Origin of the sequence: Pseudomonas sp. Pseusp97 (assembly GCF_047304025.1) — a bacterium.
GTDB lineage: Bacteria > Pseudomonadota > Gammaproteobacteria > Pseudomonadales > Pseudomonadaceae > Pseudomonas.
In genome coordinates, this window is the sequence record NZ_JBGLYK010000012.1 from 42189 (window position 1) to 56943 (window position 14755).

The 14755-nt window shown below is 65.7% G+C and carries 15 protein-coding genes; 8 read left to right on the forward strand and 7 right to left on the reverse strand.

All coding sequences use genetic code 11. From position 1 onward, the window contains the following. Window positions 1–84 precede the first annotated feature (84 nt). From ACCC94_RS04520 to nudC, 4 genes are all read left to right on the forward strand, one after another. A complete protein-coding gene (locus ACCC94_RS04520) occupies window positions 85–1428 on the forward strand; it encodes an amino acid permease (protein ID WP_413348207.1) in 1344 nt (447 codons plus the stop codon). 248 nt (window positions 1429–1676) lie between these two features. Next, the gene (locus ACCC94_RS04525) at window positions 1677–2489 is read left to right on the forward strand and encodes a crotonase/enoyl-CoA hydratase family protein (RefSeq protein ID WP_413348208.1); all 813 of its coding nucleotides are present in this window, start codon (window positions 1677–1679) and stop codon (window positions 2487–2489) included. Between the two features lie 42 nt (window positions 2490–2531). Next, window positions 2532–4205 (forward strand): ferrous iron transporter B, encoded by a 1674-nt coding sequence (locus tag ACCC94_RS04530; RefSeq protein WP_413348209.1) that lies wholly within the window; start codon window positions 2532–2534, stop codon window positions 4203–4205. Further along, window positions 4205–5044 (forward strand): NAD(+) diphosphatase, encoded by an 840-nt coding sequence (nudC, locus tag ACCC94_RS04535; RefSeq protein WP_413348210.1) that lies wholly within the window; start codon window positions 4205–4207, stop codon window positions 5042–5044. Before ACCC94_RS04530 ends, nudC begins: the two co-directional genes overlap by 1 nt. A gap of 24 nt (window positions 5045–5068) precedes the next feature. Here nudC and ACCC94_RS04540 read toward each other — a convergent pair whose 3' ends face one another. Continuing rightward, on the reverse strand, window positions 5069–5851 hold the full coding sequence (locus ACCC94_RS04540; RefSeq protein ID WP_413348211.1) for a TSUP family transporter: 783 nt from the start codon (window positions 5849–5851) through the stop codon (window positions 5069–5071). A 157-nt stretch (window positions 5852–6008) separates the two neighbouring features. Between ACCC94_RS04540 and ACCC94_RS04545 the strand changes: the two genes are divergently transcribed. Next, window positions 6009–6653 carry a hypothetical protein gene (locus tag ACCC94_RS04545; RefSeq protein ID WP_413348212.1) on the forward strand — a complete coding sequence of 215 codons (645 nt, stop codon included), beginning with the start codon at window positions 6009–6011 and terminating at the stop codon, window positions 6651–6653. A 160-nt stretch (window positions 6654–6813) separates the two neighbouring features. Here the strand turns inward: ACCC94_RS04545 and ACCC94_RS04550 are convergent, their stop codons facing one another. The 4 genes from ACCC94_RS04550 to ACCC94_RS04565 all read right to left on the reverse strand — a co-directional run bounded on the left by ACCC94_RS04550 (window position 6814) and on the right by ACCC94_RS04565 (window position 10215). Beyond that, window positions 6814–7581, reverse strand: a complete 768-nt coding sequence (locus ACCC94_RS04550; protein WP_413348213.1) for an SDR family oxidoreductase — start codon at window positions 7579–7581, stop codon at window positions 6814–6816. Between the two features lie 167 nt (window positions 7582–7748). Then, window positions 7749–8816, reverse strand: coding sequence for a phosphotransferase family protein (locus ACCC94_RS04555; RefSeq protein WP_413348214.1), 1068 nt, complete (start codon window positions 8814–8816; stop codon window positions 7749–7751). Window positions 8817–9134: 318 nt separating this feature from the next. Next, window positions 9135–9446 (reverse strand): SCP2 sterol-binding domain-containing protein, encoded by a 312-nt coding sequence (locus ACCC94_RS04560; protein ID WP_017519529.1) that lies wholly within the window; start codon window positions 9444–9446, stop codon window positions 9135–9137. Between the two features lie 58 nt (window positions 9447–9504). Next, the gene (locus tag ACCC94_RS04565; protein WP_413348215.1) at window positions 9505–10215 is read right to left on the reverse strand and encodes a histidine phosphatase family protein; all 711 of its coding nucleotides are present in this window, start codon (window positions 10213–10215) and stop codon (window positions 9505–9507) included. Window positions 10216–10426: 211 nt separating this feature from the next. Between ACCC94_RS04565 and sohB the strand changes: the two genes are divergently transcribed. Continuing rightward, a complete protein-coding gene (gene sohB, locus ACCC94_RS04570) occupies window positions 10427–11455 on the forward strand; it encodes a protease SohB (protein ID WP_413348216.1) in 1029 nt (342 codons plus the stop codon). Between the two features lie 74 nt (window positions 11456–11529). Next, the gene (locus ACCC94_RS04575; protein WP_413348217.1) at window positions 11530–12522 is read left to right on the forward strand and encodes a YhdH/YhfP family quinone oxidoreductase; all 993 of its coding nucleotides are present in this window, start codon (window positions 11530–11532) and stop codon (window positions 12520–12522) included. Between the two features lie 31 nt (window positions 12523–12553). On the opposite strand, the gene ACCC94_RS04580 is transcribed toward ACCC94_RS04575, so the two are convergent. Next, on the reverse strand, window positions 12554–13408 hold the full coding sequence (locus ACCC94_RS04580) for an alpha/beta fold hydrolase (RefSeq protein ID WP_413348218.1): 855 nt from the start codon (window positions 13406–13408) through the stop codon (window positions 12554–12556). Window positions 13409–13418: 10 nt separating this feature from the next. After that, a complete protein-coding gene (locus ACCC94_RS04585) occupies window positions 13419–13856 on the reverse strand; it encodes a hotdog fold domain-containing protein (RefSeq protein ID WP_017519523.1) in 438 nt (145 codons plus the stop codon). A gap of 126 nt (window positions 13857–13982) precedes the next feature. Here ACCC94_RS04585 and ACCC94_RS04590 point away from each other — a divergent pair, with 126 nt between their 5' ends. Beyond that, on the forward strand, window positions 13983–14561 hold the full coding sequence (locus ACCC94_RS04590; RefSeq protein WP_413348219.1) for a TetR/AcrR family transcriptional regulator: 579 nt from the start codon (window positions 13983–13985) through the stop codon (window positions 14559–14561). The last annotated feature ends 194 nt before the right edge of the window (window positions 14562–14755 follow it).

Here is a 14755-nt window from a genome sequence, read left to right on the forward strand (position 1 = left end):
CGCCGCTCCGTGCCTTCTTCAACGGTTCTTGAAGGGCAGGGCGGTAAACGAATAACACGGGTCGCGGGCTTCTAAGGAGCACAGATGGCGGAAGCGAAAAAGGGCAGCATGGGGTTCTGGAGCTGCACCGCGCTGGTGGTTGGCAACATGGTGGGCTCCGGTGTGTTTCTGTTGCCGTCGAGCCTGGCGGCGTTCGGCGGGCTGAGCCTGTTCGGCTGGCTGGTGTCGAGCACCGGGGCCGTGATCCTGGCCTTCACCTTCGCCCGGCTGGCGCGGCTCAATCCCGGCGCTGGCGGGCCCTACGCCTATACCCGTGACGGTTTCGGCAGCTTCGCCGGCTATCTTTGTGCCTGGACGTACTGGAAAGCCGCATGGATCGGCAACGCCGCCATCGCCGTCACGCTGGTGGGCTATCTGCGGGTGTTCATCCCGGCGTTGGCCGACCCGTTGCTGATGGTCGCCACGGCCATTGGCGCCATCTGGCTGTGCACCCTGATCAACCTGCGCGGCATCACTGCCTTCGCCGTGGTGCAGAACTGCCTGACCGCGCTCAAGCTGATCCCGCTGCTGCTGGTCGGCATCCTCGGCTGGTTCCATTTCAATCCCGAGTACCTGACCATCCCGGCGCCCAGCGAGCTGCCGAACATGGGTTATGCCCAGGCCATCGCCACCACGGCGGCGCTGACGCTGTGGTCCTTCATCGGTCTCGAGTCCGCCACCGTGCCGGCGGATGATGTGCGCGACCCGAAGAAGACCATCCCGCGCGCCACGCTGTTCGGCACCCTGGCCGCCGCCGCCGTGTACATCCTGTCGATCACCGCCGTGCAGGGGCTGATGCCGCCGGAGGTGCTGGCCAAGTCCACTTCGCCCTTCGCCGACGCCGCGCGCATCCTGCTGGGCTCCTGGGGGTATTACCTGGTGGCCGGCGGCGCGGTGATCGCCTGCCTCGGCGCGCTCAATGGCTGGGTATTGCTGCAGGGCCAGATCCCGGTCGCGCCGGCCCGTGACGGGCTGTTCCCCGAGTCCCTGGGCAAGCTCAACAAGAACGGCGCGCCGGCCAACGGCCTGCTGTCCTCCGGGCTGCTGGTGACCGCGCTGGTGATGGTGGACGGCCACGGCGAACTGGTAGAGGTGTTCAACGTCATCATCCTGCTCGGTACCATGACCGGCGTCGTGCCCTACGCCTTCTGCACCGCCGCGCTGCTGCAACTGCTGGCGGTCAAGCCGGAGTCCTTCTCCCCGCGCTCGCGTCCGCAGGTGCTGGCCATCGGTTGCCTGGGCTTCCTCTACTCGCTGTGGGCGCTCTACGGCACGGGCCAGCAGGCGATCTTCTGGGGCTTCCTGGTGTTCATGGCGGGCATCCCGATGTACACCTGGCGCCAGTACCGCAACCGCGCCCAGGGATTGCCGGTGGCTGCCGGCGACTGATAGTCGCACTGGCAGGTCCTGGCAGATCAAGCACTTGATGGCTGAACTGCCAGCGGATTCGCGACCGATGCCGTGGCCTGTGTCACAGACCGCGGCATCGACTTTTGGTCTTGCCTTGTTATAGTGGCGCGATGCCAAAAATCTGTTCTCCACGCGAATAAGCGGCACCCATAAGAACTGTTGGCCCGGGCTCCAGCGGCAACGCGCCGCACCCAGACGAGAAGCAGGGCATTCCCGAGGACATCCCCGTGACCGAATACAAAGCCTTCCGCGTTGAACTGACGGACAAGATCGCCCATGTGCAGATCAACCGTCCGGAAAAACTCAACGCGATGAACGCCGATTTCTGGAAGGAAATCATCGATATCTTCCAATGGGCCGATGAAACGGATGAAGTCCGTGTCGTCGTGCTCAGCGGCGCCGGCAAGCACTTCTCCGCCGGCATCGACCTCGCTCTGCTGGCCCAGGCCGCCAGCCACCTGGGCAAGGACGTCGGCCGCAATGCCCGCGCCCTGCGCAAGACCATCCTGCAACTGCAGGGCTCCTTCACCGCCGTCGACAAGTGCAGCAAGCCGGTCCTCGCGGCGATCCAGGGCTACTGCATCGGCGGCGGCATCGACCTGATCTCCGCCTGCGACATGCGCTACTGCAGCGCGGATGCGCAGTTCTCCATCAAGGAAATCGACATGGGCATGGCCGCCGATGTCGGCACCCTGCAGCGCCTGCCACGCCTGATCGGCGACGGCATCATGCGTGAGCTGGCCTACACCGGGCGCAACGTCAACGCCGAGGAGGCGCAGCGCATCGGCCTGGTCAACAGCGTCTACGCCGACCACTCCGCGCTGTTCGACGGCGTGATGGAGCTGGCCCGGCAGATCGCCGCCAAGTCGCCGATCGCCATCCGCGGCACCAAGGAAATGATCGGCTACGCCCGCGACCACCGCGTCGAGGACGGCCTGGAATACATCGCCACCTGGAACGCCGCCATGCTGCAGTCTGCCGACCTGCAGGCCGCGATGATGGCGCACATGAGCAAGAAGACCGCCGAGTTCGCCGATTGATGTCCGTCCACTCTTCTTGCGCGCAGGAGGCGCACTAGGCCGATGGTTACTGGAGCCACGTCCCTCAGTCTGGTCCGCGACGAGCTGTTCGCGACGATGGAGGAGGCCGAGCAGAATCTCGAGCACTTCATCGCCGAGCGTCAGAACGGCAGCCTGCTGCAACATTCCGTCGATTGCCTGAGCCAGATTCGCGGCACGCTCAATCTCATCGAGCTGGCCGGTGCCGAGTTGCTGGCGCAGGAAGCGCTGGACCTGGCCACCGACATTCCCACCGGGGTCAGCGAAGACCGCGACGGCCAACTGGCCGCCCTCGGCAATGCGCTCTACGTGCTACGCCGCTACCTGGAAAACCTCGAAGCGCATCGTCAGGAAATCCCCGAGCTGCTGCTGCCGGCGATCAATGACGTGCGCCAGGCCGCCGGCCAGCCCGCGCTGCCGGAGAGCTTCTTCTTCAGTGCGCGCCTGGACCTGCCGCGCCCGCTGCGCGCCGTCACCGCCCCGCAGGTGGACGACCCGGCCCGCGAAGTCCGTCGCCTGCGGCAGATGTACCAGGTCGGCCTGGTGGGGCTGATCCGCGAACAGAATCTCTACCCCAGCCTGAGGCTCATGGGCCGCGCGCTGGGCAAGCTCGACGTGCTGCTGGGCAGCGCCGCGCGCACCCGCCTGTGCTGGGTCGGCGCCGGCGCCCTGGAAGCGCTGGTGGACGCGCAGATGCTGCCGCGCAAGACGCGCAAGCAGGTATTCGCGCGGCTGGACCGCGAGCTGAAGCAACTGATCGCCAACCCGCAGTACGAAGCGCCGCGGCAGTTGCTCAAGGAGTTGCTGTACCTCACCACGCTGGCGGACACCAGCGGCGTACGCGCCACCGAATTGCGGCAGGTGTTCGGCCTCGCGCCGTTGCCGTTCACCGATCACCTGCTCGAAGACGAGTCGCAGCGCCTGTCCGGCCCCGGCCAGTCGGTGATGCGTTCGCTGTCGGTGGCAATCCGCGAGGAGCTGACCGCGGTGAAGGATCAGCTCGACCTGATCGAGCGCGGCGTGTCCCAGGCCGACGCGCTGGGCATCCTGCACACCCAGCTGGGCAAACTGGCCAAGACCCTGGGCATGGTCGGCCTGAACTCCGCCGCCACCTCGCTGCAGCACCAGCACGGCGTGGTCGCCGGCTGGGTCGCCAAGGGCGCGGTGGACGAACCTGCCGCGCTCAACGCGCTGGCCGACGCGCTGCTGTACGTCGAGAGCATGGCCGGCAACCTGGAGCGTGGCGAGCGCATGAGCGCGCGTCCGGCGCCGGTGGGCGACGACGACTCCTTCGCCGTGCACCAGCTCGCCGAGGCGCGCATCGTGGTGATCGACGAGGCCCAGGCGGGCCTGGCGCTGGCCAAGCGTGCGATCACCGCGTACCTGGAATCCAACGGCGACAAGCTGCACCTGGCCAACGTGCCGGTCAGCCTGCAGGCGGTGCGTGGCGGTTTGTGGTTCCTCGGCCAGGAGCGCGCGGCATTGCTCGTGGGCGCCTGTGCCGACTACATTCAGGGACAGATGATCGAGACGACCCAGATGCCGTCCGAGCAGATGCTGGAAACCCTGGCGGATGCGCTGACCGGCCTGGAGTACTACCTGGAGGGTGGAGCGATGATGCGGCCTGAAGGCCAACCCGACGTCCTCGACGTCGCCAGCGAGAGCGTCAAGGCCCTGGGCCTGACGGTGGCAGCCTGATGCGTACCGGGCGCTGGGAATCCTCGATGTTCGAGATCGCGGCGAACGGCGGCTGGGCGCTCGCCCACTGCCAGCAGCAGTTCCTCGCCGATAGCAACGGCGTGCTGTTCCCCCGCGATTGGCTCAAGCGCCAGGACCTTTCGGTGCTTTCCGAGCACGCCGTCGGCCAGTTCGATGGCGAGCCGGTGTACCTGCTGGAAATCGACCGTACCGACCCGCTGGAAGGCGCCAGCTGGATCGGCCTGCGCCAGTTCATGATGCAGGCCGAGGAAGACATCTTCGCCATGCTCGGCTTTGCCAGCCAGATCGGCATCTGGTGGCGGCAGAACCGCTTCTGTGGCAGTTGCGGCCAGCCCAGCCTGCGCATGCCCCGCGACCGCGCCATGCACTGCGAAAGCTGCGGCATCCAGCGCTACCCGCTGCTGTCGCCGAGCATGATCGTGCTGGTGACCCGTGGCGATGAAGTGCTGCTGGCGCGCTCGCCGCGCTTCGTGCCGGGGATGTACAGCACGCTGGCCGGCTTCGTTGAGCCGGGCGAGTCGGTGGAGCACTGCGTCGCGCGGGAAGTGCGCGAAGAGGTGGGGGTGGAGATCGGCAATATCCGCTACATGGGCAGCCAGCCCTGGCCATTCCCGCATTCGCTGATGTTCGGCTACCACGCCGAGTACGTCAGCGGCGAGATCGTCATGCAGCCGGACGAGATCGAGGATGCCCGCTGGTTCCACGTCGACGAGCTGCCGCGCCTGCCGGCCGAGCGTTCCATCGCCCGCTATTTGATCGAGGTCTACCTGGCGCGCCGCGCCGGTCGCCCCGATCCTGTCCTGCCCGGCGGCGCCTGAGTTCAGGCGTCGCTGCGGCCTTTCCTAGGCCGCGGCAGTGAACCAGTGCTGCCAGGCCAGGCGCACGGTCAAGGCAAGCACCACCAGGATGAACACCGGTCGGATGAACCTGGCGCCGCCGCCGATCGCCGTGCGCGCGCCGAAGTAGGCGCCGATCATCAGCGAGCTGCCCATGCACAGGCCCATCAGCCAGACCACTTGACCTGAAGCGATGAACACCGCCAGCGCGACTATGTTGCTGACGAAGTTCATGCTGCGCGCCACACCGCTGGCGCGGACCAGGTCCAGCGGATACATCAGCAGCGAACTGACCGTCCAGAAGGCGCCGGTGCCGGGGCCCGCCACGCCATCGTAGAAGCCCAGGCCGAGGCCCTGAGGCCATTGGCGGCGCTGGGCGATGCGCGGGTTGGCGTCCAGCGGCGCTTCGGGCGTCTTGCCGAACAGCAGATAGAGGCCGCAGCCGAATACCACCACCGGCAGCATGCGGTTGAGCCATTCCGCCGGCATGAGGTGCGCGGCCCAGGCGCCCAGCGCCGCGCCGATGGCGGTGGCGATGATGCCGTTACGCCATTGGCGCGGCTGGAAGAGTTTGCGCCGGTAGAAGGTGTAGCTGGCCACCGCGGCGCCGAAGGTCGAGCTCAGCTTGTTGGTGCCCAGGGCCAGGTGCGGCGGGACGCCGGCAGTGAGCAGGGCAGGGATGGTCAGCAGGCCGCCGCCGCCGGCGATGGCGTCGATGAAACCGGCGAGGAAGGCGACGCCGGCGAGGATGACGAGGGTGGTCGGGTCTACGACGAGTTCGAAGGGCATGGGGTCAGCCTTGATCAGGAGCCCGTGGCGCCGCTCCTTTGTAAAGAGCGGTGGCATAGGAAACGTTAACGGGCCCGAAAGCTGCGACGGTGTGGCTGGCCGCGCAGGTACGCGGTGCGCATAATGCCGGCATTTCTACGAGGAAGGAAATCATTCGATGCAGTACGACGGTCTGGCCTGGGTCGTTGCCTTCTTGGCGTTGTTGGCCTTGTTGGTGGCCGCCCGCATCCTGTTCGACCGTCACTGGTTCCTCGGCTGGTTGCGGGGTACGGCGGGAATGCTGTTCGTGGCCGTCGCCGTGCTGGTGGCGCTGGTCGCCTGGGACCTGCGCAGCTATGACCCGCTGCCGGCAGAGCGGCCACTGGCGACACTGGGTTTCCGCAAGGTCGCCGAGCAGCGCTATGAGGTAACGCTGTTGCAGGGCAACGACGAGCGCCGCGTGGAACTGGCCGGCGACCTCTGGCAACTGGACGCGCGGGTGCTGGAGTGGAAAGGGCTGGCGCGGTTGATCGGGATGGCGCCGGGTTACCGCCTGCAGGACCTCAGCGGCCGCTTCCTGGCCGTGGAGCAGCAGAGCCTGGGGCGCAAGGTGTCGCTGGCGGATGACGTACTGGGCGTCGACCTGTGGCGCTGGTTGCGTGACGGCCAGCATGACCTGCTGACCTTCGTGCCCAAGGCGGGCCGGGTGAACTACCTGCCGATGGCCGACCAGGCCGTTTTCGCGGTGCGCTATGGAGCCGGCGGGCTGACCGCCGAGCCGATGAACGCGGCGGCGAACCAGGCGCTGAAAGACTGGCAATGATTGTTTTCATGTAGGAGCGAGCTTGCTCGCGAACCGCATCGCATCCTATATCTCCAGTGAGAAGCAGGGTTCGCGAGCAAGCTCGCTCCTACGAAAAGCCCAATCCCCGCCCATGAAAAAGGGAGCCAACCGGCTCCCTTTTTCGTTTGCGCAATAACTCTTATGCGAGGAAACCGCCGTCCACGTTCAGCGTCACGCCGGTGGTGTAGCTGGACGCATCGCTGGCGAGGTACAGCACGGCGCCGGCCATTTCGCTCGGGTCGGCCACGCGTTTGAGCGGGATGCGCTGCAGCGCGACGTTGCGGATGGCGTCGTTGCTTACCAGCGCCGAGGCGAACTTGGTATCGGTCAGGCCCGGCAGCAGGGCGTTGCAGCGGATGCCGAACTGCGCGCATTCCTTGGCGAAGACCTTGGTCATGCTGATCACCGCAGCCTTGGTCACCGAGTAGATGCCCTGGAATTCGCCCGGGGTGACGCCGTTGACCGAAGCGACGTTGATGATGCTGCCGCCGCCGTTGGCCTTCATCAGCTTGCCGCCTTCGATGGACATGAAGTAGTAGCCGCGGATGTTCACGTCGACGGTCTTCTGGAAGGCCGACAGGTCGGTGTCCAGCACGTTACAGAACTGCGGGTTGGTGGCGGCGTTGTTGACCAGGATGTCCAGGCGGCCGAACTGCTCGCGGATCTGTGCGAAGACGGCCTGGATCTGCTCCATCTCGCCGATGTGGCAAGCAATCGCGGTGGCCTTGCCGCCGGCGGCGACGATTTCGTCAGCGACGCTCTGGCAGCCGTCGATCTTGCGGCTGGAGACGATCACGTGGGCGCCCTGTTGCGCCAGCAGCTTGGCAATGGCCTCGCCGATGCCGCGGCTGGCGCCGGAGACGAAGGCGATCTTGCCGTCGAGGTCGAACAGTTGGGTCTTGGACATGTAGGTTCTCCTTGTTTGGGGCTGGAAGAGCCGGCTGGCGACCGGCTGCGCGTCGGCCGTACTGCGTTGGAAGCCGGACTCAGATGCTCATTTACAATCGGTAAACTCCGCTCTTCGTCCGGCTTCCGCCTTGTACGGCTCTAGCTCGCCAGGTCGACAACCGACTCTTACAGGCGGGACTTGCCGATGACCTGCAGGCTCACCTGTTCCAGCAGCTTGTTGGCGTGGATGAAGGTGGCGAAGCGCTTGTCCTGGGTCTGGCCGTGGAAGAAGCGGTAGTAGATCTGCTGCATGATGCCGGCCAGGCGGAACAGGCCGTAGGTGTAGTAGTAATCGAGGTTGTCGATCTGGATGCCGGCGCGCTCGGCGTAATAGTCGGCGAACTGCTGGCGGGTCAGCATGCCCGGCTCGTGGCTGGGCTGGCGGCGCAGCATCTGCATCGGCTGCGGGTCGCCCGCCTCGATCCAGTAGGCGAGGGTATTGCCCAGGTCCATCAGCGGGTCGCCGATGGTGGTCATCTCCCAGTCGAGCACGCCGATGATCTGCATCGGGTTGTTCGGGTCGAGGATGACGTTGTCGAAGCGGTAGTCGTTGTGGACGATGCCGGGCTTGTGGTGGTCGGCCGGCATCTTCTCGCGCAGCCACACCTTCACCTGTTCCCAGGCCGGCGCGTCGGGGGTCAGGGATTTCTCGTAGCGATCGATCCAGCCGCCGATCTGGCGCTGCACGTAACCCTCGGGCTTGCCCAGGTCACCCAGGCCGCAGGCGTTGTAGTCGACGTTATGCAGGTCGACGAACTTGTCGATGAAGCTCTTGCAAAGGGCGGTGGTCTTGTCGGCATCGAGGTTCAGTTCCTTGGGCAGGTCGCTGCGCAGGATGATGCCGTTGACCCGCTCCATGACATAGAACTCGGCGCCGATCACCGACTCGTCGGTGCAGTAGGCGTATGCCTTCGGGCAGTACGGGAAGCCGTCCTTGAGCTGGTTCAGGATGCGGAATTCGCGGCCCATGTCGTGGGCCGACTTGGCCTTCTTGCCGAACGGCGGGCGACGCAGGACCAGTTCCTGGTTGTCGTACTGGATCAGGTAGGTCAGGTTCGAGGCGCCGCCGGGGAACTGGCTGATGCGCGGTTGACCCTGCAGGCCGGGGATGTGGTCCTTGAGGTAGCCGTCGATCACGGCGGCATCGAGTTCTTCGCCTTCGCGGGAGCGGATGGTCTGGTCGGTCAACGACATGCTGGTCCCTTTTTATCTAGGAGCTCGTTTTTGTACTGGCTCGTACTGATCTTCCCGCGAGGGCCCAAGGCCCCTGGCGAGGTGCGCGCAGGCCGGCGCGATGCCTTGCAGGATCAGGCAAAGCAATGATGGCGCCGGGTGATCATTGGCTAATCTAATGTCCGCCTCTGCCCGTCACAAGCGGCCGGAGCCGTTATTGGCGTTCGTGTTGGGCCCCGATCAGGCTGCCTGATCAGGACCTCGCAGCGTGGCGCGGGCATAAAAAAACCGGAGCCATGGACTCCGGTTCTTCGTGCTGCGCGGGCAGTTTTCCTCGGATCAGACCGGGAACAGTTCGCCCAGCTTCATCGCCAGCATCATGTCGCCTTCGGCGCGCAGCTTGCCGGCCATGAAGGCCTGCATGCCGTCGGTTTCGCCGCTGGTGATGCCCTTGAGGGTTTCGCTGTCCATGATCAGGGTGACGTTGGGGGACTCGGCGTCGCCCTGTACGACTTCGCAGGTGCCGTCCTTGACGACCAGGTAGTGGTTGTCGCCGTCTTCGATGTTGAACTGGAACACCAGATCCAGGCCGGCGGCCGCGCTGGCGTTGAACTTGCTCTTCATGGTGGAAACGATGTCAGCAACACTCATGGTTCTATTCCTTTTCTAGGTTTTCTCGCGCGACGCTCGCGTCGCAATGGGCCGGTACTCAACGGTAGGTGATGAGTTCCGGCGCCCTCAACAGTTCCAGATGCACGTGACTGTTGAAGGAAGCCAGGGCCACTTCGCTGCCACGGAACTTCAGGCGGTTGAGCGAGGTGTTGACGATCTGCCAGTTGAGTTCGAAGGCGTTCAGCGCCGGTATGCCGGTCACGTGCTGGAGCACCGCGGTGATGGTGCCGCCGGAGGTGAATACGCCGATGTTGTCCTTGCCGCTGGCCGATTCCAGCAGGCGCTGGAGGCCGCCGTGGACGGTGTCGAGGAACTCCGCCCAGCTCACCAGGCCGTCCTTGTCGTGGTCGCCGGAAACCCAGCGGGCGATCACGGTGGAGAACAGGCGCTGGAACTCGGCGCGGTGGTCGGCGGCGTTGCGCATGATGTGCAGCGCCTGCGGCTCGATCTCCAGCAGGTCCGGCAGGTGCGCGCGGATCACCGCGTCGGCTTCGAATTCGTTGAAGGCGGAATCGATTTCCAGGGGCGGGGTTTCGATCCCGGCTTCGTTCAACCGTCCCATCACCGCTTCGGCGGTGTGGCGCTGGCGGCGCAGGTCGCCGGCCACGCAGCGGTCGAAGCGCAGGCCAAGGCTGGCCAGGTGCTCGCCGAGGATCTGGGCCTGGCGTACGCCGGTGGCCGAGAGCACATCGTAGTCGTCGGCGCCGAATGAAGCCTGGCCATGTCGAATCAGGTAGATGCTTCCCACGCGCAGTATCCCGGCAGGGCTGAAAGTTCCGGCGAGGTTATGGGGATCGTCTGGGGCTGTCAACGAAAAAACATACGCTTGTTTGAATGCCATTCGCTGGACTGATGCAGCCGTTTGCCAGCGCTGGTGGCGGGCCTGCGGCGTGGGTATGCTTGCGGGATTCGCTGCGCTCGCCTGGCGGGCTCGACCAGAATCGTAAAAGGGGATGTGAGTGGAGTTTCTAGCGGATTACGCGGGTTTCCTGGCCAAGACCTTCACCGTGGTGGTGGCCATCGTCATCGTCCTGGTAGTGATCGCCGCGTTGCGCGGCCGCGGTCGTCGCGGTGGCAGCGGGCATCTGGAGGTGCACAAGCTCAACGACTTCTACAAGGAGCTGCGCGAGCGCCTGCAACATAGCGTATTGGAAAAGGCCAAGCTCAAGGCCCTGCGCAAGTCCGAGGCGAAAAGCCTGAAGGACGCGAAAAAGAAGAAGGGCGGCGAAAAGAACCGCGTCTATGTGCTCGACTTCGATGGCGACATCAAGGCCTCGGCTACCGAGCAGCTGCGCCATGAAGTGACTGCACTGCTGACCCTCGCCACCCCGCGCGACGAAGTGGTGCTGCGCCTGGAGAGCGGCGGCGGCATGGTTCACGGCTATGGCTTGGCCGCCTCCCAGCTGGCGCGCATCCGCCAGGCTGGCGTACCGCTGACCGTCTGCGTCGACAAGGTGGCGGCGAGCGGCGGCTACATGATGGCTTGCATCGGCGAGCGCATCCTTTCCGCACCCTTCGCCATCCTCGGCTCCATCGGCGTGGTGGCGCAGCTGCCCAACATCCATCGCCTGCTGAAGAAGCACGATGTCGATTTCGAGGTGCTCACCGCCGGCGAGTACAAACGCACCCTGACCGTGTTCGGCGAGAACACCGACAAGGGCCGCGAGAAGTTCCAGGAAGACCTGGAAACCACCCACGAGCTGTTCAAGCGCTTCGTCGTTCACTACCGCCCGCAGCTGGCCATCGACGAGATCGCCACCGGCGAGGTCTGGCTGGGCCAGGCGGCGCTGGGCAAGAAGCTGGTCGACGAGCTCAAGACCAGTGACGAGTACCTGGCCGAACGCGCCCGCGAGGCGGATGTCTACCAGCTCAGTTACGTACAGAAGAAGTCCATCCAGGAGCGCTTCGGCGTGGGCGTCAGCGGCGTGATCGATCGCGTGCTGGTGAGCTGGTGGGACCGCCTGGGTCGCAGCCGCTTCTGGCAGTGACGCTTCTGGCAAAGATTGGGTGTCGGGCGCCGGGATAGCGCCCGTTTCAGCGAATTCGAAAGAGGAGGGTCGAGATGAGTGCATTCAAGGCGTTGTGGGTCACGGAGAGCGCGCATGGCGTGTATGACCTGCAGGTGACCGAGCGGCAGGTTGCCGATCTGCCGGCGGGCGAAGTGCTGGTGCGGGTGAAGTATTCGTCGCTGAACTACAAGGATGCGCTGTCCGCCAGCGGCAACCGCGGCGTGACCCGCAAGTACCCGCACACGCCCGGCATCGATGCCGCCGGCGTGGTGGAAGAGTCCTCGGTGGGCGAATTCGCCGTCGGCGACGAAGTCATCGTCACCGGCTACGACCTGGGCATGAACACGCCGGGCGGCTTCGGCCAGTACATCCGCGTGCCCGCGGCCTGGCTGATCAAGCGTCCGCAGGGCCTGTCGCTGCGCGAATCGATGATCCTCGGCACCGCCGGCCTCACTGCCGCGCTGTGCGTCGACAAGCTGGAGCGCGCCGGCGTCACGCCGTCCGCCGGTCCGATCCTGGTCACCGGTGCCACCGGCGGCGTGGGCAGCATCGCGGTGATGTTGCTGGCGCAACTGGGCTACACCGTGGCCGCCGCCACCGGCAAGCTGGAACAGGCCGAATTGCTCAACCGCCTCGGTGCGCGGCAGATCCTCGATCGCGCCACCGTCTCCGATGGCGTCGACAAGCCGCTGCTGCGTGAGCAGTGGGCCGGCGCCGTGGATACCGTCGGCGGCGATATCCTGTTCAACGTGGTCAAGTCCCTGCAGTACGGCGGCAGCGTCGCCTGCTGCGGCCTGACCGCCGGCGCCGCCTTCAATGCCACCGTGCTGCCCTTCATCCTGCGCGGCGTGAACCTGCTGGGTGTGGACTCGGTGGAGTTGCCGCTGGTGGTCAAGGCGTCCATGTGGGACAAGCTGTCCCTTCAGTGGAAGCTCGACAACCTCGAAGCGGCGGTGCGCGAGGTCAAGCTCGACGACCTGCCGGCCGCCATTCACCAGATCCTTGCCGGCAAGCTGGTCGGCCGGGTGCTGGTGACGCTGGACTGATCCTCTGCACGATGCCCGCGCCGGGCTCGGGTCAGCCCAGGTCCGGCAACAGGTAGCCCGCCCACAGCGAATCGGCGAACTGGCGGCGGAAGAAGCCGAAGTGGCCGATGCGCTTCACGCCGATGTCCTCCGGGGCGATTCGCTTCAAGGTCTTCGGCGAGCCACGGTAGAAGCCGTGCAGCGACTCGGTGTTGCGCCCGGACATCATCTCGTCGTCGGTGAACGAGATGGAGGTGATGGGCGTGCGTACCGAGGAATAGGCTTCGCGCACCGCACCGCCTTCTGCGCCCACGGCGTATTCCGGGTCCAGGCACCAGCGCCGCCATTGTTCGATCACCCCGCGCGGCAGGTCGCCGACCACGCCCAGGCGCTTGCCCGGGAAGTAGCCCAGCAGCGGCGTGAGGGCCGGTGCCAGGCAATACCAGAGCAGCCAGGCCTTGTGCCGCAGCCCCTTGGTGTTCTCGCGCCAGTAGCCGCTGCCGGTGGCGATGGTGAAGGCGCGCTGGATGCGCTCGTTGCCACGCACGAAGGGCAGGATCTGCCCGCCGAGGCTGTGGCCGATCCAGTACACCGGCAGTTCGCCGGCGGCCTCGATCACTGCATCGAGCATGGCGCTGCAATCATGGTTGCCCCAGGCGACGACGTTGACGTCCAGGTCGCGCAGGTGGCCGGCGCGGGATTGGCCCATGCCGACGTAATCGAAGGTCACGGCGAGGAAGCCGCGCTCGGCCAGCCAGTTGGCGAAGGCAGCGTAGAAGCGCTGCTCGACGCCCATGGCGGGAACGATCAAAACCGCCCCCCGCGCATCGCCGGGCGGGTAGTACCAGTGGCTGGAGAGGCTGTGGCCGTTGCCGTTGTCCAGCGGACGGGGGAGCGGGGTGATCATGGCGGATTCCTCAGGCCTGGCTGACGTACATGGTGATGTCGGCGCGGAACACCTTCTTGTCACCGACGTAGGCGAGCACCGGGACGACGACGTCGCCTTCCTGGTTCCAGTCGATCGCGCGGCCATCGGCCACGGCGCGGACGTCACCCTCGGCCTTGGCCAGGTATTCCACCGTCATGCCGCGAGGAATCCAGCGGCGGCCCTTGGGGATCGATACGTCGGTCATGGTTCCGGCGGCCAGCTCGGCCGCATTGCACAGGGCAATGGCGTGCACGGTGCCGATGTGGTTGAGCACTTCGCGGCGTTTGGGGAAGGTGACTTCCGCATAGCCCGGGCGCAGCTCGACGAACTGCGGGGCGATGCTGGCGAAGTAGGGGGCGACCTGGCCGATCATGGCGCTGAACTGGGCCGGGCCGGCCTGCTGGTACATTTGCATCATCTGACTCATGGCAACTCCGGGATCAAACGGATTGAAGAAGGATGCGCGCCCAGGCAGTATACGAAGATTAGAAAGTAATTCTAGAAAAATATTCTAGAATTACTTTCTGTACCGAAATCCCTGAACAAGACCCCCATGGCCCGACCTTCCCGCAAAGACGACATCCTCCAGGCCGCGCTGGCCTGCTTCAGCGAATCCGGCGTGGACGCCACCACCATCGAGATGATCCGCGACCGTTCCGGCGCCAGCATCGGCAGTCTCTACCACCACTATGGCAACAAGGAGCGCATCATCGGTGCGCTGTATCTCGCCGGCGTCGGCCAGTACGCGGCGCTGCTCGATGCTGGGCTGGAGGAAGCGAAAAGCGCCGAGGCGGTGGTGAAGCTGTTCGTCACCTCCTACATCGACTGGGTCTCGGCCAATCCGCAGTGGGCGCGCTTCATCCTGCACAGCCGCGGGCGCGTGGAGGCGGGGGAGATGGGGGAGGAACTGCGCGAGGCGAACCGTCAGCAGGGCCGGCGTATCGCCGAGCTGCTGACGGAGCACCGCAAGGCCGGGGCGTTCAAGGCGCTGTCGGCGGAGCTGTTCAACTCCGTCGTGATCGGCCCGACCCACGACTACGCGCGCAACTGGCTGGCCGGGCGGACGCGGGTGGACCTGATCGAGTGCCGCGAGCAGTTGGCGCAGATTGCCTGGGAGAGCGTGCGGGCCTGACAGCTTTCTGTAGGAGCGGACCTTGTCCGCGAAATCCCGACCAGGCTGAAGAGCTTCGCGGAGAAGCTCCGCTCCTACGAGAGCCGTTCGTCCGCGGCGAGGTGGTTTGCAGATGCACCCTGTAGGAGGGGGGGGGGGGGGGGGGCGGGGTTTTGGGCGGGGGGGGGGGGGGGGGGGTGTGGGGGGCGGGGGCG

What these genes read in the sequence shown, in the direction of transcription:
- ACCC94_RS04520 (WP_413348207.1), top strand. Translation starts at nt 85, where the DNA reads ATGGCGGAAGCGAAAAAGGGCAGCATGGGGTTCTGGAGCTGCACCGCG.
- ACCC94_RS04530 (WP_413348209.1), top strand. Translation starts at nt 2,532, where the DNA reads ATGGTTACTGGAGCCACGTCCCTCAGTCTGGTCCGCGACGAGCTGTTC.
- nudC (WP_413348210.1), top strand. Translation starts at nt 4,205, where the DNA reads ATGCGTACCGGGCGCTGGGAATCCTCGATGTTCGAGATCGCGGCGAAC.
- ACCC94_RS04540 (WP_413348211.1), bottom strand. Translation starts at nt 5,851, where the DNA reads ATGCCCTTCGAACTCGTCGTAGACCCGACCACCCTCGTCATCCTCGCC.
- ACCC94_RS04545 (WP_413348212.1), top strand. Translation starts at nt 6,009, where the DNA reads ATGCAGTACGACGGTCTGGCCTGGGTCGTTGCCTTCTTGGCGTTGTTG.
- ACCC94_RS04550 (WP_413348213.1), bottom strand. Translation starts at nt 7,581, where the DNA reads ATGTCCAAGACCCAACTGTTCGACCTCGACGGCAAGATCGCCTTCGTC.
- ACCC94_RS04555 (WP_413348214.1), bottom strand. Translation starts at nt 8,816, where the DNA reads ATGTCGTTGACCGACCAGACCATCCGCTCCCGCGAAGGCGAAGAACTC.
- ACCC94_RS04560 (WP_017519529.1), bottom strand. Translation starts at nt 9,446, where the DNA reads ATGAGTGTTGCTGACATCGTTTCCACCATGAAGAGCAAGTTCAACGCC.
- ACCC94_RS04575 (WP_413348217.1), top strand. Translation starts at nt 11,530, where the DNA reads ATGAGTGCATTCAAGGCGTTGTGGGTCACGGAGAGCGCGCATGGCGTG.
- ACCC94_RS04580 (WP_413348218.1), bottom strand. Translation starts at nt 13,408, where the DNA reads ATGATCACCCCGCTCCCCCGTCCGCTGGACAACGGCAACGGCCACAGC.
- ACCC94_RS04585 (WP_017519523.1), bottom strand. Translation starts at nt 13,856, where the DNA reads ATGAGTCAGATGATGCAAATGTACCAGCAGGCCGGCCCGGCCCAGTTC.
- ACCC94_RS04590 (WP_413348219.1), top strand. Translation starts at nt 13,983, where the DNA reads ATGGCCCGACCTTCCCGCAAAGACGACATCCTCCAGGCCGCGCTGGCC.